Source organism: Micromonospora sp. NPDC049274 (assembly GCF_040678875.1).
Classification (GTDB): Bacteria; Actinomycetota; Actinomycetes; order Mycobacteriales; family Micromonosporaceae; genus Micromonospora.
Window position 1 is genome coordinate 84,417 of sequence record NZ_JBFAQS010000006.1, and the last position, 22,117, is coordinate 106,533.

Genomic DNA, 22,117 nt, shown 5'->3' on the forward strand with positions numbered 1-22,117 from the left:
ACAGAACCGGCCAAACCTGCAAAGGTACGACGACTTCAGCGCGCCGTCATCGCCCGCCAGCGGGCCAGGTTGTGCCGGGCGTCGACCAGAGCGTCGTGCCGGGCCGCGTCCGCGTCCGGCAGGGTCGGCCGGCCCCTGTCGTCCCAGAGCTGCCGCAGGTCCTTGGTGAACCGGGGGATCTCCCGGGGCAGCGCCGGCATCGCCCCCCAGAGCTGGGCGAGAACCACATGGTCGTACGCCGCGTACCAGGCCCACAGCTCCATCTGCTCCCCCGGCCGGTCCCGGATCGGCTCCATGAGGAAGTCGTACAGGTCGTCACGGATGCGCTCCCGGGAACGCCAGGCCCGGTCCGCCGGCGACGGCAGCCGGTCCAGCACGTTGCGCCGTACCCAGGGCACGGCGCGGGAGTCGTCGAACTCGGTGGAGACCGCGTAGAACTCGCGGCCGTACTCGTCGACGACACCTATCGACACGAGGTCGACGATCCGGCCGTCCTCGATGAACTCGCAGTCGTAGAAATAGCGGTAGACCATTCCGGCCATCCTCGCCCACCGCCGGGCGGCGACACCCGGCGGGTCCCGGGTGCGATCCCCGGCCGGTCCGCCGCGGACCAGCGGCGACCCGGGCCGCCGACCTGCGACCAAGGGCCCGGGCAGGGGGTACGCACAGCTCGCGACGGTCACGGAAGTGCTTCGAGGGGTGTACAGCAAGCGACCGGACCGTCATGATCTGATGTGTACCGCTACCGGACGCCGAATCGGTGTCAGTTCACCTTGTCAGGGCCATCAGGTTCACCCGGTGAGCGATTGTGTGGTCCATGACCGGGGAGGGGTTGGGCCGTGGAGATGCGCCTGCCGGAGCCGGGTGACGCGCTCACGGGTGTCGAGATGTTCGCCGGGCTGGAGCCCGAGGTGCGCCAGCGTGTCATCGCGGCCGCCGTCCCCCGGACGTACCGCAAGGGGCAGTTGCTCTTCGTGGAGAACGACCCGGGCGAGTCGCTGATCGTGCTGCGCCGCGGCGCGGTCGCCGTCTTCCGCACCGCGCCGACCGGCGAGCGGGCTGTCCTGTCGGTGATCCGTCCGCCGGACGTGCTCGGCGAGGTTTCCCTGCTCGACGCCTCCACCCGGTCCGCGTCGGCCGAGGCCATCGAGGACTGCGCGGCGCTGGCCCTCTCCCGGGGCGCGTTCATGGAGCTGGTGCACTCCAACCCGCGCATCCTGGACGCGGTGATGCGCTCGCTGGGCGGGCTGATCCGCCGGCTCACCGAGCAGAACGCCGACCACGTCTTCCTCGACCTGCCCGGTCGGGTCGCCAAGACGCTGGTCCGACTGGCCGGCGAGAGCCAGGCCCCGATGATCACGATCGAGCTCAACCAGAGCCAGCTCGCCGAGATGGCCGGCGGTTCCCGCCAGAGCGTCAACCAGGCCATCGGCTCCTTCGCCAGCCGCGGCTGGCTGCGGACCGAGGGCCGCCGGATCGTGGTCACCGACGTGGCCGCGCTGCGCCGCCGCGCCGGCATGAACGACCGCTGAGCCGCCGACGCGGTTCCGGCGTCGACGACCGCCGAGCCGCGCGACGCCGAGGCACACCTGGACATGACACGGCCGGGTCGCCCGTGGGCGGCCCGGCCGGGTCGTCAGTTCATCGAGGCGCGGTTCAGACCCCGGGGCTGCCCGGGCCGGCCCACTTGTCCGGGCCCTTGCCCTCGCCACCCGGGCCGTGGGACTGCTCGCTGACGATGCCCTCGGCCTGGAGCGTGGCGAGCGTGGCGGCGTCGACGTCCACCGACTCGCCGGCGGAGTGACTGACCCCCTTGCCGTCGGTCCAGTCGCTCTCCAGCTTGACGTACACCATTGACCTGTCCCCCTCTGGTCGCTGATCGAAGATGTGGCGGACTGAATGTAGTCCGCCAGACCCATGGTGGACTGTCCACAAGCCAACAGGCCGGTTACCTGACAGGCGCGCGGGCGGGGATACTCCCTGTGACGGGACGACGGGGGGCGTCGGCCCGGTTCGCCATGGAGGGTGTGTCATCGCCGCGCAGTGTGGGCGCTGTGGACGCACGGCCGCCGACGGCGACCGCTTCTGCGGTGGCTGCGGTGCCGAGCTGGGTGCCGTCTGCCCGCACTGCCTTCGCCCGCTCGCCTCGGACGTCACGTTCTGCACCTCGTGCGGGTCACCCCGGCCGGGCGCGGACCGGGCGACCGCCGCAACCCCGCAGGAGGACCGGCGCCGGGTGAGCGTGCTCTTCGTCGACCTCATCGACTTCACCCCGTACGTCGAGCGGGCCGACCCCGAGCAGGTCCGTGGCATGCAGACAGGCTTCTTCTCGGCGGCCCGCCGGGTCGTCGGCCAGTACGGCGGGGTGGTCGAGAAGTACATCGGCGACGCGGTGATGGCACTGTTCGGGGCGCCGATCGCCACCGAGACGGACGCGCTGCGCTGTGTGCGGGCCGGGCTGGAGCTGCAGCGGGTGCTCACCCGGTTCGGGCCGACCGGCAGCACGGAGATGCGGTTCCGGGTGGGGGTGGCCACCGGGGAGGCCCTTGTCGACGTGGCCGCGGCCCGCGACGGCGGGCAGGCGATCGTGGCCGGCGACGTGGTGAACACGGCCTCCCGGATGCAGTCGGTCGCGCCTCCGGGCGGGGTGCTGGTGTGCGGCACCACGCACGCGCTGACCAGGGACACGATCCGCTACGAGGAGCAGCCCCCGGTCACCCTGCGCGGCCGGTCGTCGCCGACCGAGGTGTGGCTGGCGCTGTCGCCGCTGCGGCGCCTGCCGACGGACCGCGAGCCGGACACCACGCCGCTTGTCGACCGGGAACACGAGCTGGGCATGCTCGTCAACGCCCTGCACCGGTCGCTGCGCGACCGGCTGCCACAGGTCGTGACGATCTTCGGTCGGGCCGGCATCGGTAAGAGCCGGCTCCTGCGCGAGCTGTACCGGCACACGGGCCGGCTGGTCGACGAGCCGCTGACGTGGCGGACGGGGCGCTGCCCGCCGTTCGGGGAGAACGTCACGTTCGCCGCGCTCGCCGACATCGTCAAGACCGAGGCCGGCATCCTGGACACCGACCCGGCCTCCAGCGCGGCACAGCGGCTGGCCGGCGCGGTGAGCGAGCTGATCGGCCCGGGCGAGCGGGACCGGGTGGTGGACGCCCTGCGCCCGCTGGTCGGGCTGCCCGGCACGCCGCTGCCCGCGGAGGAGGCCGAGTCGGCGTGGCGGCGGTTCCTGCTGGCGTTGGCCGCACGCCGCCCCACAGTGCTCGTCTTCGAGGATCTGCACTGGGCCGACGACGCGATGCTGCGCTTCGTGGAGCTGCTCGGGGCGGCGGCCCGCGAAGCCCCGCTGCTGCTGCTCTGCACCGCCCGTCCGGAGCTGGTCGACCGGGACCCGAGCTGGGCCGGGACCATCACCGGTTCGGTGACCATCACCCTGCCGCCGCTGCGCGACACGGGCATCGCCGCCCTGTACGCGCACCTGTTCGGCCAGGCGGCGTTCTCCGCCGACATGCTGACCCCGCTCATCGAGGTGGCCGGCGGCAACCCGCTCTACGCGCACGAGTACGTCCGGATGCTCATCGAACAGGGCGCGTTGCGCCAGTCCGGGCGGGGCTGGTCGCTGGACAAGCAACTCGAACTGACCATGCCGGAGAGCGTGCACGCGGTGATCGCCAACCGGGTGGACCTGCTGGACGCCAAGGACCGCTCGGTGCTGCTGGCGGCCTCGGTGGTCGGGGTGCAGTTCTGGCCGGGTGCGGTGGCCGCCGCGCTGGGGCAACCGGTCGAGTCGGTCGAGCGCGCGCTGCGCCGGCTGGAGCAGCGCGACTTCGTGCACGAGCAGGCCGCGTCGACGATGGCCGGGCAGGCGGAGTTCCGGTTCCGGCACGTGCTGGTGCGCGACGTCTGCTACCAGCGGCTGCCGCGCACCGAGCGGGTGGCGCGGCACGAGCGGGCGGCGGACTGGCTCGACGCGCTGTCGCACAGCCGCGACACCGACCTGGCGGAGGTCCTCGCCCACCACCGCTGGGCAGCCCACGAGATCGCGCGTTCGCTGGGCATGCCGGTCCGCCGGTACGCGGGGCCGGCGCGGCAGGCGCTGCACCGGGCGGCCCGCCGGGCGTACGCCCTGCACGGGCTGGACGCGGCGGCGAGCCACGCGGGTCGGGCGCTGGGCCTGGCCGACGACAGCGACCCGGTGGGCCGGCTGCAACTGGAGCTGCTCAGCACGGAGATCTCGTTCTACCGCGACGGCAACGCGTTCCTCTCCGGGGGTGGGCCGGAGCAGGTGCACACGCTGGCGGACCGGCTGTCGGCGCACGGCGACGACGCGTGCGCCGCACGGGCGTGGACGCTGCTCGGCCAGGCCGCCTGGCTGCGCGCCGACCGGGGTGACGGGCTGGCCTGCCTGGATCGCGCGGTCCAGTTGTTCGAGTCGTTGCCGGACAGCCCGCAGAAGGCCGACGCGTACGCCGAGCTGGGCCGCCTGCACATGCTCAACTACGAGCGCGACCCGGCCGTGTCGGCGGCGGACACGGCGGCGGAGATCGCGGAGCGGCTGGGCCTGACCGAGACGCGCACCAACGCGCGGATCACCGCTGCCACCGCCCGCTACCAGGCCGGTGACCGGGTCGGCCTGGACGAGCTGCACGCGATCGTCGAGTTCGCCCGCGCCGGTCAGCTGCTCGCGCTGCCCCGGGCCACCCAGAACCTGGCCTGGGCAATCCGCGAGGAGGGCGACTGGCTGCGCTCGAACGCCCTGCTCTCGGCCGCGCCGGCGCGTACGGCCAGCGGGCAGACGCTCACCACCAGCTACTCGGCCGAGGCGATGCGGGCCTGGTTCGAGGGTGACTTCGGCCGGCTGCTCGCCGCGGCGGAGGCGTTCGTGGACACGCCGACCGGCAGTTGGGACATGCAGGTACGGGGGTTGCGCTGCTGCCTGCTGGTGCTGCGCGACGACGAGGATCCGGCCGACCTGGTCGACGCGCTGACCACCGCGCGGCGCAGCGACTTCCACCGGCTGCGCTGGACGATGCTGAGCATGGCGGCGCTGTGCCGGGCGCTGCAGGGCCGCGACACCGAGGCGGCGGCGTTGATCGACGAGCTGGACCGGTCGTGGTCGGCGGTGCCGGCGCTGGCCAGTGGGGAGTGGATCGCCGCCGCCTCGTACGCCGCCGCCCTGGCCGGGCGGGACACCTCCGTGCGGGTTCGGGCGATGCTCGACCGGGTCGGGCATCGGACACCGTGGTCGGAGGCGGCGCTGCGGACGGTGACGGCGGCGGTGGCGGCCGCCGACGGCGACCACCGGCGGGCGGCCGAGCTGCACCTGGCGGCGGCCGAGACGTACGGGCGGGTCCCGGACGTCAGCGACCGGGTGCTGGCGCTGGCCCTCGCGGCGGCGGAGCTGACCCGCGCCGGCGACCCGGTGGGCGCCCGGGTGCCGCGGGCCGAGGTCCGCACCTTCGCGCTGCGTAACGACGCCCCGGGCCTGCTGGCGCTTGCCGGCCGGCCGATCAGCCCCACCGGGCCGGCCGTGGCCTGCTGAGACGACTCAGGCGGGCACCGACCACCACCGCGGACGAGGCTCGGGGTCGAGGTGCCGCCTCGATCGCCGGCAGCTCATCCGGGCGGCGCACAGCGTGTCGAGTGACTCCGCTGCCAACGATCACCGAGATCGCACGTGTCGCGCAAGAACGGACAAAGAGCCACCGCCGCGACCTGCGGCAGCGCCCCTGACTTTGGAAGACGCGACACAACGCACTCCCGGAACCGGCCTCCGACGTGTCACGATTCAGAGCACGGCGTGCGGACGGGCGTCGAGGGGGCCGCGCCGCAGGGCGCGTTGAGGAGGATTGCCGGGTGTCAGCGGGTGGGGCCCGCCGGGGACGGCGGGACAACGGGCTCGACGCGAGCGAGTACGCCATCGTCGGCGACGTCGATCCGCGCGTCGGTGAGCACCTGCTCGACGTGCTGGCCGCCGGCGGGATCGCCGCTTACCTGCAGCCCTCCGCCGACCTCAACCCGGTCACCCGCACCACCACGGTTCCGGCCCGCCCGGTCGACCGGCTCTACGTCGACCGCTCGCACCTGACCACCGCCCGCGACTACCTCACGCAGCTCGCCGACGAGAGCGCCCCGGAGGAGCCGCCGGCCCGCGACGAGCCGGACATCGACGCCGAGTGGGCCCGGATCGTGGCCGGCTTCCACACCACCTCGACGGCCGACGAACGCCCGTGGCCGGCGGCGGAGGACGTGGACGAGCACGACGACCGGGACACCCGGGACGAGTCGACGGCCGGTCCGCTCGCCCGCTCCGGCGCCGACGAGCCCGGACCGACCGCCACCGACGTTCGTCGGCTGCCGTCGGCGACCGACTTCTCCGGGATCTCTGTCGGCCGGAGCACCCGGGGCGACGAGCCCTCGCTGCTGGACGGTCTGGACACCTTCGGCGCCGACCTGCCCGACGACGAGGACGAGGGTTACCACCCGCCACCCCCGCCGCCGCTGCCCCGGATCTCCAAGTACGCGGTGGTCGGCGCGCTCGCGGTGGTCGTCGGCTTCGTGCTCTTCCTCTTCCCGTCGCTGCTCCCGGTGGACCGCTCGGCGGTCACCCTGTTCGGGTTCACCGGCATCCTGGCCGGCTTCGTCACGCTGATCTGGCGGCTGCGCCCCGGCGACGAGAACGACGACGACCCGGACAACGGCGCCGTCGTCTGACGCCCACGCCCGCCGACCGCATCGCGGGACGACGACGCCCCCGCTCGGGGCGTAACAATGGTGTAACTTACTGTCAGTAGGAATACCGCTGTACGTCACTTCCCCCGCTGACTGACCGGTTTTTCCTTGCTCGTGGCGGTCAGTCCTCTGCTGATCGGAATGCCCGAGATGCGACAGAGTTCTCTCGTGGTGGTGGCCAACCGCCTCCCCATCGACGACAGCCAGGCGCCCGACGGGGCCTGCGAGTGGCGCCGCAGCCCGGGTGGGCTGGTCAGCGCGCTGCACCCCCTGCTCCGGCACACCCCGGCGATCTGGGTCGGCTGGGCCGGCGGCACCGGATCGGCGCCCGCCCTGCCGGACGTGGACGGCGTCCACATGCACACCGTCGCCCTCAGCCAGGAGGATCTGCGCGACCACTACGAGGGCTTCGCCAACGCCACCCTCTGGCCGCTCTACCACGACGCCGTCGAGCAACCCGAGCACCACCGCCGCTGGTGGGAGGCGTACCAGCGGGTCAACCAGCGCTTCGCCGAGGCGACCGCCGAGGTGGCCGAGCCGGGTGGCGTCGTCTGGGTGCAGGATTACCACCTGCAACTGGTCCCCGGGCAACTGCGCGCGCTGCGCCCCGACCTCCGCATCGGCTTCTTCCTGCACGTGCCGTTCCCACCGCCGGAGCTGTTCATGCAGCTGCCCCGCCGCGCCGAACTGCTGCGCGGCATGCTCGGCGCCGACCTGGTCGGCTTCCAGCGCGCCCAGGCAGCGCACAACTTCGCCCAACTGGTCACCCGGGTGCTGGAGCTGCCGGCCACCGACCGCCGGATCGGGATCGACGACCGGGTGGTCCGCATCGGCGCCTTCCCGGTCTCCATCGACACCGCCGAAATGGGCGCCCTCGCCGCCCGCCCCGACGTGGCCGCGCGGGCCCGCCGTCTCCGCCAGGATCTCGGCGATCCCCGTCAGGTCATCCTCAGCGTGGACCGGATGGATTACACCAAGGGCATCGAGCAGCGCCTCAAGGCGTACAGCGAGCTGCTCGCCAGCGGCGACGTCAAGGTCCGCGACACGGTGCTCGTGCAGGTCGCCATGCCGAGCCGGGAACGCGTCGGGCAGTACCAGATCCTGCGCGAACGGATCGAGCGCGAGGTGGGCCGGATCAACGGCGAGTTCGGCCGGGTCGGTGAGCCCGCCATCCACTACCTCACCCAGCCCTTCGACCGGGCCGAGCTGGCCGCGCTCTACCGGGTGGCCGACGTGATGGCGGTGACCCCGCTGCGCGACGGCATGAACCTGGTCGCCAAGGAGTACGTCGCCGCCCGGGTGGACGACACCGGCGCGCTGCTGCTCAGCGAGTTCGCCGGCACGGCCGCCGAGCTGTCCCAGGCGTACCTGGTGAACCCGCACGACCTGGAGGGGCTCAAGCAGGCGCTGCGGACGGCGCTGCGGGCCAGCCCCGCCGACGTCACCGCACGCATGCGGGCCATGCGCGCCCACCTGCACCAGCACGACATCCGGGCCTGGGCACGCTCCTACCTGAGCGCACTGGATGAGAGCGGCGCCATGGTCAGCCGCCTCACCAGCACCGACGGCGCCGCCGTGGTGCCGCGCCCGGCGACCCGGGTCACCACTGCCACGCAACACGCCGGCGGCTGACCGGGGGCACGCCCACTCAACGCGCCGCGGGCTCCTTCTCCAGCCAGTCGAGGATCGCGTCGATCGGCTCGGCCCAACGCGCGTCGAGCATCAGGTCGTGCCCCATGCCGGGAAAGAGCAGCGGCGCCGACCCGTACCGGCGGGCGATCCGCGTCAACGTCGACGCCGGCACGACCCGGTCGTCGGGGCTGCCCAGCACCAGGACCGGCGGCGCGCCCACGGCCGGCTCGGCCTCCGGCTCGCCCAGCAGCGCCCACTGCGCCCGCCGACCGGCCCGGCCCAGCCGCGCCACGTGCCGCCGGGCCTCCTCGTCGGGCAGCTCGCGGCTGAACAGCTGCGCGCGGCTGAGCCGCAGCGGCCCACCGAACACCGCGGGCAGCGTCCCGGCCGGGTTGCGGCGCAGCGCCGTGGACAACATGCCCCGGCCACCGAAGACCGGCGCGACCAGCACCGCGCCGCGCGCCGGGTAACGCGCCAGCGCGTGCGCCACCACGAGCGCCCCGGCGCCGTGCCCCACCAGCACCGCCTGGCGCGGCAGGCCCGCCGCCACCTGGACCACATCATGGGCGTACGCGCGCAGCGTCGCCTCCGGCGCGGGCTCGCTGCCGCCGTGCCCCCGCAGGCTCAGCGTGTACGCCGGAAAGCCCCGCGACGCGGCGTGGCCCAACCAGTGCTCGGCGAACGCCCACGCGCCGTGGCCGAACCCGGGCACGAAGAGCAGCGGAGGCCGCCCCTCCTCCACCTCGGGAATGGCACTGAGCACCTCACGTCGCGCCGGCCGGACCGGCCGGGACCACTCCCGCCCCCGCATGATCCGCAGCTCGGTCACTGGTTCAGCCTTTCGTTCGCGACTGCGGGGCTCGCAAGCTCACTCCTCGCGCTCACCGGGCTCGCCTTTCGTTCGCGACTGCGGGGCTCGCAAGCTCACTCCTCGCGCTCACTTGGCCTCCAGGTCGTGCAGGGCGCGCTGGACGGCGCGCAGGTAGTCGGCGTGCCCGACCTCGAACCAGTGCCGGCTGCTGTCCTTCACCTGCCCCGAGTAGCGCTCCCCGGCCCGGTCGCGCACCCGCTGCGCGAAAGCCGCGGCCCGCTCGGGCCGGTCCCGCCGGGCCTGCAACAGCCGGGCGAAGAGCACCGTCTGCCAGTGCGACAGGGTGAAGATCCCGGAGTCCGGCTGCACCAGGCCGGCGACCGCCAGCGTGGGGTGCCCCGGCGTGAAGGCGTTGAGCCAGAGCGTGGGCCGGCCCGTGCCGGCGCTGTCACCGAACACCGAGGCGTCCAGGAACTCGAACCGCGGCAGGTAACCGGTGGCGAAGATGACCAGGTCGGGGTCGATCTCGCGGCCGTCGGCCAACTCCACCGCGTACGGGCGGAAGCGGGCCACGTCGGGCACAGGGCCGATCCCGCCGTGACCCACATAGTAGACGAGCTGGCTGTTGGCGATCGGGTGCGTCTCGTACACCCGGTGGTCGGGTTTGGGCAGGCCGAAGCGGGTCAGGTCGCCGACGGTCAGGCGCAGCGTCCAGTGGTAGAGCCACTGGCGGACCCGCAGCGGCACCCGCATCGCCAGCAGGGCGTCGTTGACCTGGTCGGCCGGGCGCCCGAGGACGTACTTCGGCGCGTACCAGTAGCCGCGTCGGGTGGAGTGCCAGCAGCGCGACGCCTGCTGGGCCGCCTCGACGGCGATGTCACAGCCGGTGTTGCCGGCGCCGACGACCAGCACCCGCTTGCCGCGCAACTGCGCCGGGTCCTTGTAGGACGACGCGTGCATGATCTCGCCGCGGAACTCCTCCAGCCCTTCGTAGCGGGGCAGTTTCGGCGACCAGTTGTGCCCGTTGGCGATGACCACGGCGGCGTACCGGGAGGTGCGCTCGGGCCCGTAGCCGCCGGTGGAACGGGTGGTCACGTCCCAGCGGTCCCCCTCGGCGGGCTCCACCCGGATCACCTCGGTGCCGAACCAGACGTGCGACCGCAGGTCGAAGTGGTCGGCGTACCGCTCGAAGTACGCCAGGAGCTGGCTGTGGTGCGGATAGTCCGGCCACGAGTCCGGCATCGGGAAGTCGGGGAACTGGGTGAACGGCTTCGACGACAGCAGGTGGGTGCTGGCGTACACCGGGCTGCGGTCGTGCCGCCAGTTCCAGGCGCCGCCGACGCCTGTCTCCCGTTCGTAGCAGTCCACCCCGAACCCGTGCTCACGCAGATTCTTGATGGCCGTCAGGCCGCTGGCCCCGGCCCCGATGACGCAGACCGTGTCGCCCCGGTCGGAGAGCGGACGGCCGTCGCGGCTCTGCGCGGACGGGGTCGCATCCGGGTCGGGCCGGCCGTGGTCGGTGGAGGTGGACACCGGGACATCTCCTTTTGTGCGGCACGGGTGCCGGTCGCCGCGAAATCCTCTCCACAACGGAGCCGGATGTCCAGCCCCGGCGCGGACCGATCGGCGGGTCCGGCCGGTGGGGGTCAGCCCGCGGTGGGCAGCAGCAGGTCGACGAGGACCGGGAAGTGGTCACTGGCCCGGCGGGTCTGCGGAGTGTCCACCACGTCGTAGTCGACCACGGTGATCCGAGGATCGACGAACAGCGCGTCGATGCGTCGGCGCGGGTCGGCGCACGAGTAGGTGAGCCGGTCCGCCCGGTCGGCGGCGATCGCCGTATCGGTCAGGCCACGCGCCACAGTGGCCCAGGCCGGCCCGTCCGGGCCCTCGTTCAGGTCGGCCCCGGCCACCACCGGACTGCTCGCCGCGGCCAGTCCGCGCCGGAACTCGGCGGCCTGGGCGGGCCGCTCGGCCGGGTCGGTGGACAGGTGCGAGCCGGCGAGGGTGAACCGGGCGTCGCCGACCCGGCAGTCGGCGTACGCGGCGCCGCGCAGGTGCCGACCCGGTGTCAGCGGGAAGCGCTCACAACGGGTGCCGCGCACCTGCACCCGCAGGCTGGTCAGCAACAGGTTACCCAGGGCGGGCAGACCGCCGGCGGCCACCACCAGGCCGAAGGACTCGGCCAGCGTGGCGGACTTCTGCCGCCACCGGAACCGGCGGGGCCCCTCCTGCACGATCACCACGTCCGGCCTCGCGGCCCGGACCACCGCCGCCAACGCGGCGGTGTCGTCGCGCTGGCTGTGGATGTTGTACGACACCACGCGCAGCGGTACGCCGGCAGCCTCGCCCATCGCCGGCCGCCTCAGATCCGGCGGGCCAGGTCGGCCGCGCCGATCACGCCGGCGCTGTTGCCCAGCTCGGCGGGGAGCACCTCGGCCACCGGCAGGCGACCCCGCTGGGCGAGCGCGTCGAGGTACGAGCGGCGCGTCGGGCCGAGCAGCAGGTCACCGGCGTCGATCACGCCGCCGCCGACGACAAGGGTCTGCGGGTCGAGGATCTGCGCCATGTCGGCGAGGCTGGTGCCCAGCCACCGGCCGATCTGCGCGAACGCCTCGGCGGAGACCGGGTCGCCGCCCTGCGCGGCGGCGGTCACCATGTGCCCGGTGATCGCTTCGGCCTCGCCACCGGCCAGGTCCAGCAGGGCCGCGGCTCGCTGCGGTTCCTGCCGGGCGCCGGCGCGGGCGAAACGGACCAGGGCGCTGCCGCTCGCGTACTGCTCGATGCAGCCCAGCCGCCCGCAGCCGCACTGGTGCCCGTCCGGCACGGCAAGCATGTGGCCCAGCTCCGCGGCGACGCCGTGCGCGCCGCGCATCAGCTCGCCGCCGAGCACGATGCCGCCGCCGACGCCGGTGCCGATGGTGAACATGATCATGGAGTCGTCGGCGTCCCGGGCCGCGCCGTAGCGGAACTCGGCCCACGCGGCCACGTTGGCGTCGTTCTCCACGATCACCGGCACGCCCACGGCGGCGCTGACGTACTCGCGCAGCGGCTCGTCACGCCAGGCCAGGTTCGGGGCGAAGAGCACTGTCGAGCGGGTGGCGTCGATCCAGCCGGCCGCGCCGATCCCGACGGCCTCGATCGTCCGCCCGGCGGCCAGCTCGCCGACCAGCTCGATGATGACGTCGCGGGTCTTGCCGACGTCATCGGCGGGAGTGTCCCGTCGGCTCTGCACGAGAACCGTGCCGGTGTCGTCCACGACACCGCCGGCCACCTTCGTGCCACCGACGTCGACTCCGATGGTCAGCGTCACCGCTGCCGCTCCCCTCTGCTGTGCTGTCCGGCCCGCGCGCCGATGGCACGCCGGTCCGGTTCGCGATGTCCCGCGCTCAGGCGCCGCCGCCCGGCGCGTCCGCGCCGGTGTCGTCGGACGCCCGCGACGCGGGCACCGCGGGTCGGCTGGTCGGTGCCGGTGCGGCCACCGACCCGGCGTCGTCGACGGGTGCTGCGGTGGCCGGGGCGGATGGGCCCGCCGACCGGGTGGCGACCGACCAGACATCCCGCTCCGGCGCCGGCTGAGAATCATGCCCGGTGCGGGTGGCATCGCGCCACACGTGCGCGTCGGCGGCTTCGGCGGACCGCTCGGGCGCTGTGGAGGTCGGTGCCTCGTCGTCGCTACTCGCGGCGGATGCCGGCCACGTCGGCGCGGACGGCTCCGTCGCGCTCGTCGGGGGCGGCTCGGGTGGCGCGAACGCGCGGAGCAGGCTGGCCACGCCGGCCGCGAGGTCTCCGGCGCCGGTGGCGAGCCGTTCGGCGAATTCCGGACTCGGATCGCGCAACGCGGCGATGCCGCGACAGACCGGGCAGACACAGCATTCCGGTGAACCGGTGGCGAAACCACCACCGCCGTGGGCGCCGCCGCCCGGAGCGGCACTGTGACCGAGGACACCGGCCAGCATCCCGCCCAGCGGGCCGAACGCGCCACCCGCCGACCCGCCGGAGGCCAGTCGCGCCCCCGCGAGCAGGGTGGCGACCAGACGCTCGGCCTCTTCCCGGGCCGAGCCCGGATCCGTTCCGCCCACAGTCGGCTCCTCTACCCTGCCGCCGGACGCGTCACTGCGCCGCACCGGTTGCTTCTACCCGGCGCTTGAGCTGCTTCAACGCGGTGTCCATGATCATTTTCTCGGCCTTGCGCCGAAACATGCCGAGCATCCCCACCGACAGCTCGACCTCCAGCGTGTACGTCACAGTGGTGCTCCCGTCCGGGTTCGCCACGAGGTCGTACGAGCCGCGCTGACTCTTCTGCATCCTGGAGGGGGCGAGCAGGTGCCACTCGACGCGGGAGAGGTCCTCGGCGTACTCGTAGGCGAGCACGTACTCGTCGGCCATCACCCCGGCGTCGATGGCGAAACGCACCTGGCTCGCGTAGCCGTCCTCGTACTCCTCGATCACCTCGGCGTGGCGCACCGCCTCGGTCCACTCGGGGTAACTCGGGAAGTCACAGATGACCACCGCCACCCGGTCCGGTGACGCGCCGATGATGATCGACTGGGTGGAGGAGTCCGCCATGGGGGGAGGCTACCCGGCGGGTACCGCCCGCACGCCGCGCCGCCCCCGCCGGGTAGGTTTCGACAGAGCCGACAGCCGTGGATGGGCAGTGGCCCGGCCAGTGCGAGCACGAAGGAGTGCAGGTGCGCGAGTTCTCCGTCCCGCCGATCGTCACCGTTGGCGACGCGGCCAACCTCACCGATCCGGTCTGGGACAACGCAGAGGCCGCACCGGACACCATCCAGTTCGCCCGCGCCACCCGCTCGCCCGACGGCAGCGGCACGACCTGGGCCGAGGTGACCTGCCTGCAGTTCCGCGACGAGGTGGCGGCGGTGGCCCGGGGCCTGATCGCCGCCGGCGTCTCCCCGGGCGCCCGGGTCGCGCTGATGAGCCGGACCCGCTACGAGTGGACCCTGCTCGACTACGCCATCTGGACGGTCGGCGCGGTCACCGTGCCGATCTACGAGACCTCCAGCGCCGAGCAGGCCGCCTGGATCCTGGCCGACTCCGGCGCGGTCGCCGCCGTGGTGGAGACCGACGCGCACGCCGACCTGGTCGCCGGCGTCCGCGACCGCCTGCCCGAGCTGACCCACCTCTGGCAGATCGAGCGGGACGGGGTCGACGAGCTGGTCACCGCCGGCGCCGCCGTCGAGCTGGCCGAGGTCGAGCAGCGCCGCAAGGCCGTCCGGGCCGGCGACCTGGCCACGATCATCTACACCAGCGGCACCACCGGCCGCCCCAAGGGTTGCGTGCTCACCCACCGCAACATGTACGCCGACATCGCCAACGCGGTGCCGGTGCTGCCGAACCTGTTCAACGCCGGCGCGACCACCCTGCTCTTCCTGCCGCTGGCGCACGCGTTCGCCCGGCTCATCCAGATCGGCGTGGTGCAGGCCCGGGCCACCCTGGCGCACTGCGCCGACACCAAGAACCTCGTCGGTGAGCTGCAGGAGTTCCGGCCCACCTTCGTGCTCTCCGTACCCCGGGTGTTCGAGAAGGTCTACAACGCGGCCAAGCAGAAGGCCGAGGCCGACGGCAAGGCCGGCGTCTTCGCCCGCGCCGAGCAGGTCGCCATCTCGTACAGCGAGGCTCTGGAGACCTCGCGCGGGCCCGGCCTCGCGCTGCGCGCCCAGCACGCGGTCTTCGACCGGCTCGTCTACCGCAAGCTGCGCGCCGCGCTCGGCGGGCGGTGCCGCGACGCCATCTCCGGCGGCGCGCCGCTGGGCGCCCGGCTCGGTCACTTCTTCCGCGGCGTCGGCGTGACGGTCCTGGAGGGGTACGGGCTGACCGAGACCTCGCCCGCCGCGGCCGCGAACCTGCCCACCGGCACCCGGATCGGCACCGTCGGTCGGCCGCTGCCCGGCGTGACCGTCCGGATCGAGGACGACGGCGAGATCCTGATCTCCGGCGACCTGGTCTTCCAGGGCTACTGGCACAACGAGGCAGCGACCACCGAGGCGCTCAGCGCCGACGGCTGGTTCCGCACCGGCGACCTGGGTCAGCTCGACGCCGACGGCTACCTGAGCATCACCGGCCGCAAGAAGGAGCTGATCGTGACCGCGGGGGGCAAGAACGTCGCCCCGGCGGTGCTGGAGGACCATGTCCGCGCTCACCCGCTGGTCAGCCAGTGCGTCGTCGTCGGGGACGCGAAGCCGTTCATCGCCGCGCTCGTCACCATCGACGAGGAGGCGTTGCCGACGTTCCTCGCTGGCGCCGGTCTGCCTCCGGACACCCCGCTGGAGGAGCTGCGCGAGCACGAGGGCCTGCGCGCCGAGGTCCAGTCCGCGATCGACGCCGCGAACCAGGTCGTGTCGAAGGCCGAGGCGATCAAGGTCTTCCGGATCCTGCCCCGCGACTTCTCCGAGGCCACCGGTGAGCTGACCCCGTCGCTGAAGGTCAAGCGACAGGTCGTCCACAAGACGTACGCGGCGGAAATCGCCGACATCTACCGCAGCTGACTACCATCCGTCACGTGCCCGCATCCGCATCCGCCACACCACACCCGCATCCCCTCGCCGCGGCCGCCCGCCTGGTGATGCTGGCGCTGGTCGCGATCCTGACCCTGTTCGCCACCCGCGACGTCACGCAGCTGTGGTGGATCGCGCTGCTGGCGGTGGCCGGAGCGCCGTCCCTGCTCGCCCCGCAGCACCGGCTGATCGGGCCGCTGAGCAGGGTCGCCGAGGTGGTGGTGCTGGGCCTGGCCGCGAGCCAGGTCGCCGCGGTCGCGTCGATCGGGGGCACTGTCGACGGGCTCGGGGCCTCCGCGGTGCTGCCCTACCTGGCGGTGCCGGTGACCGTCACCGCCCTGCGCCGCCGCTTCCGCGAGGGCGCGGCGCTGCTCGCGGTGACCGCCGGCACGCTGCTGGTCAGCGGCGGGTTGACCGAGGTCGACGGCGGGCGTCAGCTCGGCCAGGTGGGCTACCTCGCGGTCTGCGCGCAGTGGCTGATCCTCGCCGCACTCGGGCTCTACGCCGCCGGCACCCTGCACCGGGTGATGGCCGTGCGCGGGGAGGGCAAACCCCAGCCGTACGCCGAGGCGACCCGGCTGCTGACCCAACTACGGACGGTGGCCCGGCAACTGCCCGGGGCGACCCTGGACCCGGGCGGCATCTCCGAGCACCTCCTGGAGGAGTTGCGCACGGTGGCTCGGGCGGACCGGGGCGCGGTGCTGTCGGCAAGCGGCGGGGGCCGGCTCGTGGTGCTCGCCCAGGCCGGGTTGGACCGGGTGGACTGGGAGACGACCCTGGACGCGGACTCGGCTATCGCCGACGCCTGGGCCAGCCAGCAGGCCACGACTGCCGCCCGCTCGCAGTCGCGCTCACACCGGGGCGGGGACGTGTCGGCGCTTATCGTCCCGCTGGTCGCCGGGGTGCGCACGGTGGGGCTGGTGGTGCTGGAGGCGGACGTCGCGCAGGCGTACCCGCCGCCGGTGGTGTCCCGGGTGACCGGGCTGACCCGGCCGGCCGCGCTGCGGCTGGAGGCGGCGCTGCTGTTCGACGAGGTCCGCTCGCTGGCCACCAACGAGGAGCGGCAGCGGCTGGCCCGGGAGATCCACGACGGGGTGGCGCAGGAGTTGGTGATGGTCGGCTACGGCATCGACAACGCCATGGCCACCGTCTTCGACGACGCCGACGAGACCGCCGAGGCCCTGCGCACGCTGCGCGGCGAGGTGACCCGGGTGATCCAGGAGCTGCGGCTGAGCCTCTTCGAGCTGCGCAGCGAGGTGGACCGGCAGGGCGGGCTGGCGGCGGCGATCGCCGAGTACGCCCGGACCGTGGGCGCCTCGGGCGGGCTGCGGGTGCACCTGTCGCTTGACGAGTCCACCGCGCGCCTGCCGGCGGCCACCGAGGCCGAGTTGCTGCGCATCGCGCAGGAGGCGGTGACCAACGCCCGCAAGCACGCCGGAGCCTCGAATCTCTGGGTCACGTGTGAGGTGGACCCCCCGTACGCCCAAATTGAAGTGTCGGATGACGGTCAGGGGATGGCTGACCAGCGCCCCGACGGACGGTACGGTCTTGCGATCATGGCCGAGAGGGCGGAACGTATCCGGGGCCGGTTGGAGATCAGGCCGCGGCAACCCAGCGGCACGACCGTGGCGGTGGTTCTCGGCACCTCGTCCCGGCGCGACAACGTGCGCGACAGCGCAGCACCAGAAGGGGAGTAACCCGAGGATGACCACAAGTCCGACACCGGCCACCCGCACCAAGGTCCTCCTTGTCGACGATCATGACCTGATTCGCAAGGGCCTGCGGCACGCCTTCGAGCGCGACCGCCAGTTCGAGGTCGTCGGCGAGGCCGCTACCGCGGCTGAGGGGGTACGCCAGGCCGGCGCCCTGCAGCCGGACGTGGTGATCATGGATCTGCGGCTGCCCGACGGCAGCGGCCTGGAGGCCACCCGCGCGCTGCGCAAGTCCAGCGCGTCGATGGGCATCGTGGTGCTGACCATGTACGCGGGCGACGACCAGCTCTTCGGTGCTCTGGAGGCCGGCGCGAGCGCCTTCGTGCCGAAGACCGCCCCGGCCGACGAGGTGGTGGCCGCCGCGCGGCACGCCGCCTCCTCGCCGAGCGCGTTCACCGCCGCCGACCTGGCCGAGGCGATGAAGCGTCGACTCGCCCCGTCCGGCCCGCAGCTCTCCCCGCGGGAGGGGCAGGTGCTGCGCCTGCTCGCCGACGGGATGAGCGTGGCGGGCATCGCGAAGCAGCTGTTCGTGAGCGAGTCCACCGCCAAGACGCACATCTCGAAGCTCTACGAGAAGCTCGGCGCCGCCAACCGGGCGCAGGCGCTGATGACCGCGCTGCGGCTCGGCCTGCTCGAGGCGCCGGACGCCCCGAAGTTCTGATCCGCGCCCGCTCGTCGAGCGGGACACCGCGACCGAAGGTCCGCGCCGGCTCCCCCCGGCGCGGACCTTCGTGTATCGACCGACGTCGGCGGGAATCTGACGGCAGGCTATGGTCTGGCGGGCACGTCGGGGGCAGAATACCCGCGCGGGCGACGACGCCCGCGTCGCGGACTCAAGGGGTTGAGCGCATGCAGCGGCCGGACTGGGCACCCGACACCATCGACATCGAGCGCCCGAGCGTCGCGCGGATGTACGACTACTACCTCGGCGGATCGCACAACTTCGCCGCCGACCGGGCCGCCGCGCAGGCGATGGTGGCAGCCGTACCGGAGGCGCCGCTGATGGCGCAGGCCAACCGGGCGTTCCTGCGCCGGGCGGTCCACCATCTCGCCGAGGCCGGCGTCCGACAGTTCCTGGACATCGGCTCGGGCATTCCGACAGTCGGCAACGTGCACGAGATCGCCCAGCGCATCGACCCGCAGTCGCGGGTGGTCTATGTGGACGTCGACCCCGTAGCGGTGGCGCACAGCCGGGAGATCCTGGCCGGCAACGACCGCGCGGTCGTCGTGCAGGAGGATCTGCGGAACCCGGAGCGCATCCTCGCCGACCCCGACGTCCGCAAGCTGCTCGACCTGAGCCAGCCGGTGGCCGTGATGATCGTGGCCGTGCTGCACTTCGTCTCCGACTCCGACCGTCCGGCGGAGTTGCTGCGGGCACTGCGTGACGCGTTGGCGCCCGGCAGCTACCTGGTGCTGTCCCAGGTCAGCGACGACGGGCGCAGCGGGGACGAGCGGGCCGAGGCGGAGCGGGTCTACCAGCGCACCGACAACCCGCTCTGGATTCGCAACCGGGCCGAGCTGACGGCGCTCTTCGACGGGTTCGAGCTGGTCGACCCCGGCGTGGTCTGGGTGCCGCAGTGGCGACCGGACACCCCGGAGAGCGCGGAGGACGCCGAACGTGCGGCCTTCATGGGCGGCGTCGGGCGACTCGGTGACTGAGTCGCCCGGGGCGGCCACCCGCCCGGGCACCTTCGCCCGCGCATGGGCCAAGGCGGTCTCCGGCACGAGCTACCTGCCGATGACCCAGGCCCAGCTCGAGGAGCTGCTGCACCGGCTCACCGGGCAGCTGGCCGGCGCGCTGCTCGCCGAGCCGTTCGACCTGCGGGCCGGGCACCGGGTCGGCGCGGAGCTGGTCGCCGCGCACATCGCGTCCGCGGAAGGGCTGGGCCGTACGGTCGAGGTCATTCAGCTCCGGCTCGTGCGTGACCTGGGACTGGTGGCCGAGGACGTCGAGGACCGGATGGCGCGGCTGCTGGCCGCCGTGGCGACCGGCTACGCCCGCGCGCTGCGCGACCGGACCCTCGACGAGCAGGAGTCGATCCGTCGGGCCGCCATGATGGCCCGCACGCAGGCCGAGCGGGCGCTACGGACCAGCGAGGCGCGTTTTCGCCACCAGGCCACCCATGACCCGCTCACCGGCCTGCCCAACCGGACGCTGTTCACCGAACGACTCACCGCCGCGCTCAACGAGCCGGGCCGGGGCGCCCAGCGCGTCGGGGTGTGCTTCCTCGACCTGGACCGCTTCAAGGTCGTCAACGACAGTCTGGGGCACCAGGTCGGCGACCGGCTGCTGACCACTGTGGCCGAGCGGCTGCGTCAGACGCTCGGCGAGCACCTGGTAGCCCGCCTCGGCGGGGACGAGTTCGTCATCCTGGTGGAGGACGCCGCCGGCACCGACGCCGTCGTGGAGGTGGCCGAGAGCGCCCTCGCGGCGGTCCGCACACCGGCGGTGGTCGACGGACACGAACTTCAGGTCACGGCGAGCATCGGCATCGTCGAGCGGCAGGTCGCCGGTGCAAGCCCCAGCGATCTGATGCGGGCCGCCGACAGCACCCTGCACTGGGCGAAGTCGGCCGGCGGGGCGCGCTGGGCGCTCTACGACGCCGAACGCAACCGCCGCGAACTGGCCCGCTACGCCCTCTCGGCGGCCATTCCCGCCGCGCTGGAGCGCGGCGAGTTCTACCTCGACTACCAACCCCTCACCTCGCTGCGCGACGGCCGGCTGCTCGGCGTGGAGGCGCTGGTCCGCTGGCGGCATCCGGAGCTGGGCGTTCTACGGCCGGACAGCTTCATCGCGCTGGCCGAGGAGACCGGCCTGATCGTGCAACTGGGTGGGTGGGTGCTGGCCGAGGCGTGCCGGGAGGCGGAGGCGTGGTCGGCGGGGGGTGTCCAGGCGCCGTTCGTGAGCGTCAATCTGGCGGTGCGGCAGGTGCACCGGCCCGGCCTGGTGCAGGAGGTCCGTACGCTGCTGCGCCAGACCGGTCTGCCACCCGAGAGACTCCAGTTGGAGATCACCGAGAGCACGATGATGAGCAGCGCGAAGGAGCCGGTGCGCGCGCTGCGGGTGCTGGCCGATCTCGGGGTACGCATCGCCATCGACGACTTCGGCACCGGCTACAGCAACCTGGCGTACCTGCGGGACCTGCCCGTCACCGAGCTGAAGGTGGCCGGGGAGTTCGTGGCCGGCCTGCGCTCGCCCGCGGTGGGGCGTACCGACGAGCGGATCCTCGCCTCGCTGGTGTCGCTGGCGCACGCGCTGGACCTGACGGTGACCGCCGAGGGGGTGGAGACCGCCGGGCAGGCCGAACGGCTGCGGGCGATCGGGTGCGACGCCGCCCAGGGCTGGCACTTCGGCCGGCCGGCCCCCGCCGATCGCATCCTGGCCCGCATCCGCTGAACCCGGACACCGGTAGACAGCGTCTACGCCGGACTGGTAGACACTGTCTATGAGCGCGGAGGAGGCGGGCGTACGGTCCCGACTGGTGGCCGCCGGCGTGGACCTGGTGCTGCGTGAGGGCCAGTCGGCGGTGTCCCTGCGGGAGATCGCCCGTCGGGCGGGCGTCTCGCACGGCGCGCCGCGTCGCTACTTCCCCACCCACGTCGACCTGCTCTCCGCCATCGCCCGGGAGGGCTTCGCTGACCTCGCCGCCCGCGTCGAGGCGACCCTGCGCGCGGCGGGCCCGGATCCGCGTACCCGCCTGGTGGCGCTGGCCCGGACGTACCTGGACTTCGCCGCGGCGCATCGCGGCATGTTCGAGCTGATGTTCCGCCACGACCTGCTGGCCAGCGGTCGCCTGCGGCTGCGCGAGACGAGCCTGCCGCTGTTCACCCTGCTTGTCGACCTGGTCGCCCAGGTGCGCCAGCCGACCGACGCGCCCGCGCCGGTGCTGGCCGGCGCGCTCTGGGCCAACCTGCACGGCATCGCCCAGCTCTGGGCCTGGGGCAGCCTGCCGCTGGCCACCGGCGCCACCGACGACGACACCCTGCTGCGGGCCGCGCTCGACGCGCACCTCGGCCCCGCGCCGCACTGAACCGGAGACGACGTGCCCCTGCTGTACGACCTCACCAAGCTGACCGTCGGCACCACCCTGCGCCTGGGCTGGCGACCCCAGGTGGACGGGCTGGAGCATCTGCCCCGACACGGCGGCGCGATCCTCGCCAGCAACCACCTGTCCGTCGCCGACGAGATGTTCCTCGCCAGCCTGTCGCCCCGACACGTCACCTTCTGGGCCAAGGCCGAGTACTTCACCGGCCGCGGCCCGGCTGGCTGGCTGAGCCGGCGGATCGTCGCCGGCATGGGCGCCATCCGGGTCGAGCGGGCCGGCGGCCGAGCCGCCCTCACGGCCCTCGACGCGGCCGTGCCGGTGCTGCGCGCCGGCGGTCTCGTCGCCATCTACCCGGAGGGCACCCGCTCCCCCGACGGGCGGCTCTACCGGGGTCGGACCGGCATGACCCGACTCGCCCGCGACGCCGAGGTGCCGATCGTCCCGGTCGGCGTGCTCGGCACCGCCGAGGTCCTGCCGGTCGACGCGCGGCTGCCCCGCCGGCACCCGGTCACCCTGCGGTTCGGTCCGCCGATCCCCGTCGCCGGGCGTATCTTCGGGCCGCGCGACATCCGGACGATCACCGACGAGGTGATGGCCGCGATCCAACGGCTCACCGACCAGGAGTACGTGCCCCGCTACGCCCCGCCCCGGCCGGCGCGCGGCTGAGCG

Annotated in this window: 19 protein-coding genes; 11 read left to right on the forward strand and 8 right to left on the reverse strand. The window is 73.4% G+C overall.

The window, feature by feature from the left end; all coding sequences use genetic code 11:
- Window positions 1-35: 35 nt before the first annotated feature.
- Window positions 36-533 (reverse strand): polyadenylate-specific 3'-exoribonuclease AS, encoded by a 498-nt coding sequence (locus AB0K10_RS13470; protein WP_363683615.1) that lies wholly within the window; start codon window positions 531-533, stop codon window positions 36-38.
- A 306-nt stretch (window positions 534-839) separates the two neighbouring features.
- Between AB0K10_RS13470 and AB0K10_RS13475 the strand changes: the two genes are divergently transcribed.
- Window positions 840-1,532: a Crp/Fnr family transcriptional regulator gene (locus AB0K10_RS13475; protein ID WP_007463121.1), complete on the forward strand. Its 693-nt coding sequence runs from the start codon at window positions 840-842 to the stop codon at window positions 1,530-1,532.
- Window positions 1,533-1,656: 124 nt separating this feature from the next.
- Here the strand turns inward: AB0K10_RS13475 and AB0K10_RS13480 are convergent, their stop codons facing one another.
- Window positions 1,657-1,854 carry a hypothetical protein gene (locus AB0K10_RS13480; RefSeq protein ID WP_363683084.1) on the reverse strand — a complete coding sequence of 66 codons (198 nt, stop codon included), beginning with the start codon at window positions 1,852-1,854 and terminating at the stop codon, window positions 1,657-1,659.
- A 178-nt stretch (window positions 1,855-2,032) separates the two neighbouring features.
- Between AB0K10_RS13480 and AB0K10_RS13485 the strand changes: the two genes are divergently transcribed.
- The 3 genes from AB0K10_RS13485 to AB0K10_RS13495 all read left to right on the forward strand — a co-directional run bounded on the left by AB0K10_RS13485 (window position 2,033) and on the right by AB0K10_RS13495 (window position 8,367).
- On the forward strand, window positions 2,033-5,545 hold the full coding sequence (locus tag AB0K10_RS13485; protein WP_363683617.1) for an adenylate/guanylate cyclase domain-containing protein: 3,513 nt from the start codon (window positions 2,033-2,035) through the stop codon (window positions 5,543-5,545).
- A 314-nt stretch (window positions 5,546-5,859) separates the two neighbouring features.
- Window positions 5,860-6,717 carry a DUF308 domain-containing protein gene (locus AB0K10_RS13490; protein ID WP_363683086.1) on the forward strand — a complete coding sequence of 286 codons (858 nt, stop codon included), beginning with the start codon at window positions 5,860-5,862 and terminating at the stop codon, window positions 6,715-6,717.
- A gap of 168 nt (window positions 6,718-6,885) precedes the next feature.
- Window positions 6,886-8,367, forward strand: coding sequence for a trehalose-6-phosphate synthase (locus tag AB0K10_RS13495; RefSeq protein ID WP_363683088.1), 1,482 nt, complete (start codon window positions 6,886-6,888; stop codon window positions 8,365-8,367).
- 16 nt (window positions 8,368-8,383) lie between these two features.
- Here AB0K10_RS13495 and AB0K10_RS13500 read toward each other — a convergent pair whose 3' ends face one another.
- From AB0K10_RS13500 to AB0K10_RS13525, 6 genes are all read right to left on the reverse strand, one after another.
- Window positions 8,384-9,178 (reverse strand): alpha/beta fold hydrolase, encoded by a 795-nt coding sequence (locus AB0K10_RS13500; protein ID WP_363683619.1) that lies wholly within the window; start codon window positions 9,176-9,178, stop codon window positions 8,384-8,386.
- Between the two features lie 126 nt (window positions 9,179-9,304).
- Window positions 9,305-10,711, reverse strand: a complete 1,407-nt coding sequence (locus AB0K10_RS13505) for an NAD(P)-binding domain-containing protein (RefSeq protein ID WP_363683090.1) — start codon at window positions 10,709-10,711, stop codon at window positions 9,305-9,307.
- Window positions 10,712-10,824: 113 nt separating this feature from the next.
- Entirely contained in the window at window positions 10,825-11,529 is a 705-nt protein-coding gene (locus AB0K10_RS13510; protein ID WP_363683092.1) for an endonuclease/exonuclease/phosphatase family protein, read from the reverse strand.
- A gap of 11 nt (window positions 11,530-11,540) precedes the next feature.
- Window positions 11,541-12,488: an ROK family glucokinase gene (locus AB0K10_RS13515; protein WP_363683094.1), complete on the reverse strand. Its 948-nt coding sequence runs from the start codon at window positions 12,486-12,488 to the stop codon at window positions 11,541-11,543.
- A gap of 76 nt (window positions 12,489-12,564) precedes the next feature.
- Window positions 12,565-13,257 carry a hypothetical protein gene (locus AB0K10_RS13520; protein ID WP_363683096.1) on the reverse strand — a complete coding sequence of 231 codons (693 nt, stop codon included), beginning with the start codon at window positions 13,255-13,257 and terminating at the stop codon, window positions 12,565-12,567.
- Window positions 13,258-13,288: 31 nt separating this feature from the next.
- Complete coding sequence (locus AB0K10_RS13525) at window positions 13,289-13,744, reverse strand: SRPBCC family protein (RefSeq protein WP_363683098.1); 456 nt, start codon at window positions 13,742-13,744, stop codon at window positions 13,289-13,291.
- 122 nt (window positions 13,745-13,866) lie between these two features.
- Here AB0K10_RS13525 and AB0K10_RS13530 point away from each other — a divergent pair, with 122 nt between their 5' ends.
- The 7 genes from AB0K10_RS13530 to AB0K10_RS13560 all read left to right on the forward strand — a co-directional run bounded on the left by AB0K10_RS13530 (window position 13,867) and on the right by AB0K10_RS13560 (window position 22,114).
- Window positions 13,867-15,681, forward strand: coding sequence for a long-chain fatty acid--CoA ligase (locus tag AB0K10_RS13530; RefSeq protein WP_363683100.1), 1,815 nt, complete (start codon window positions 13,867-13,869; stop codon window positions 15,679-15,681).
- A gap of 14 nt (window positions 15,682-15,695) precedes the next feature.
- Complete coding sequence (locus AB0K10_RS13535) at window positions 15,696-17,387, forward strand: GAF domain-containing sensor histidine kinase (protein ID WP_363683102.1); 1,692 nt, start codon at window positions 15,696-15,698, stop codon at window positions 17,385-17,387.
- A gap of 7 nt (window positions 17,388-17,394) precedes the next feature.
- Window positions 17,395-18,063 carry a response regulator transcription factor gene (locus tag AB0K10_RS13540; protein WP_007072219.1) on the forward strand — a complete coding sequence of 223 codons (669 nt, stop codon included), beginning with the start codon at window positions 17,395-17,397 and terminating at the stop codon, window positions 18,061-18,063.
- Between the two features lie 188 nt (window positions 18,064-18,251).
- Complete coding sequence (locus tag AB0K10_RS13545; RefSeq protein WP_363683104.1) at window positions 18,252-19,061, forward strand: SAM-dependent methyltransferase; 810 nt, start codon at window positions 18,252-18,254, stop codon at window positions 19,059-19,061.
- 79 nt (window positions 19,062-19,140) lie between these two features.
- Window positions 19,141-20,799 carry an EAL domain-containing protein gene (locus AB0K10_RS13550; RefSeq protein ID WP_363683621.1) on the forward strand — a complete coding sequence of 553 codons (1,659 nt, stop codon included), beginning with the start codon at window positions 19,141-19,143 and terminating at the stop codon, window positions 20,797-20,799.
- 49 nt (window positions 20,800-20,848) lie between these two features.
- Window positions 20,849-21,433: a TetR/AcrR family transcriptional regulator gene (locus tag AB0K10_RS13555; RefSeq protein WP_363683106.1), complete on the forward strand. Its 585-nt coding sequence runs from the start codon at window positions 20,849-20,851 to the stop codon at window positions 21,431-21,433.
- A gap of 12 nt (window positions 21,434-21,445) precedes the next feature.
- The gene (locus AB0K10_RS13560) at window positions 21,446-22,114 is read left to right on the forward strand and encodes a lysophospholipid acyltransferase family protein (protein WP_363683108.1); all 669 of its coding nucleotides are present in this window, start codon (window positions 21,446-21,448) and stop codon (window positions 22,112-22,114) included.
- Window positions 22,115-22,117 lie beyond the last annotated feature (3 nt).

What these genes read in the sequence shown, in the direction of transcription:
- AB0K10_RS13480 (WP_363683084.1), bottom strand. Translation starts at nt 1,854, where the DNA reads ATGGTGTACGTCAAGCTGGAGAGCGACTGGACCGACGGCAAGGGGGTC.
- AB0K10_RS13545 (WP_363683104.1), top strand. Translation starts at nt 18,252, where the DNA reads ATGCAGCGGCCGGACTGGGCACCCGACACCATCGACATCGAGCGCCCG.
- AB0K10_RS13540 (WP_007072219.1), top strand. Translation starts at nt 17,395, where the DNA reads ATGACCACAAGTCCGACACCGGCCACCCGCACCAAGGTCCTCCTTGTC.
- AB0K10_RS13500 (WP_363683619.1), bottom strand. Translation starts at nt 9,178, where the DNA reads ATGCGGGGGCGGGAGTGGTCCCGGCCGGTCCGGCCGGCGCGACGTGAG.
- AB0K10_RS13495 (WP_363683088.1), top strand. Translation starts at nt 6,886, where the DNA reads ATGCGACAGAGTTCTCTCGTGGTGGTGGCCAACCGCCTCCCCATCGAC.
- AB0K10_RS13555 (WP_363683106.1), top strand. Translation starts at nt 20,849, where the DNA reads ATGAGCGCGGAGGAGGCGGGCGTACGGTCCCGACTGGTGGCCGCCGGC.
- AB0K10_RS13510 (WP_363683092.1), bottom strand. Translation starts at nt 11,529, where the DNA reads ATGGGCGAGGCTGCCGGCGTACCGCTGCGCGTGGTGTCGTACAACATC.
- AB0K10_RS13470 (WP_363683615.1), bottom strand. Translation starts at nt 533, where the DNA reads ATGGTCTACCGCTATTTCTACGACTGCGAGTTCATCGAGGACGGCCGG.
- AB0K10_RS13525 (WP_363683098.1), bottom strand. Translation starts at nt 13,744, where the DNA reads ATGGCGGACTCCTCCACCCAGTCGATCATCATCGGCGCGTCACCGGAC.
- AB0K10_RS13550 (WP_363683621.1), top strand. Translation starts at nt 19,141, where the DNA reads ATGACCCAGGCCCAGCTCGAGGAGCTGCTGCACCGGCTCACCGGGCAG.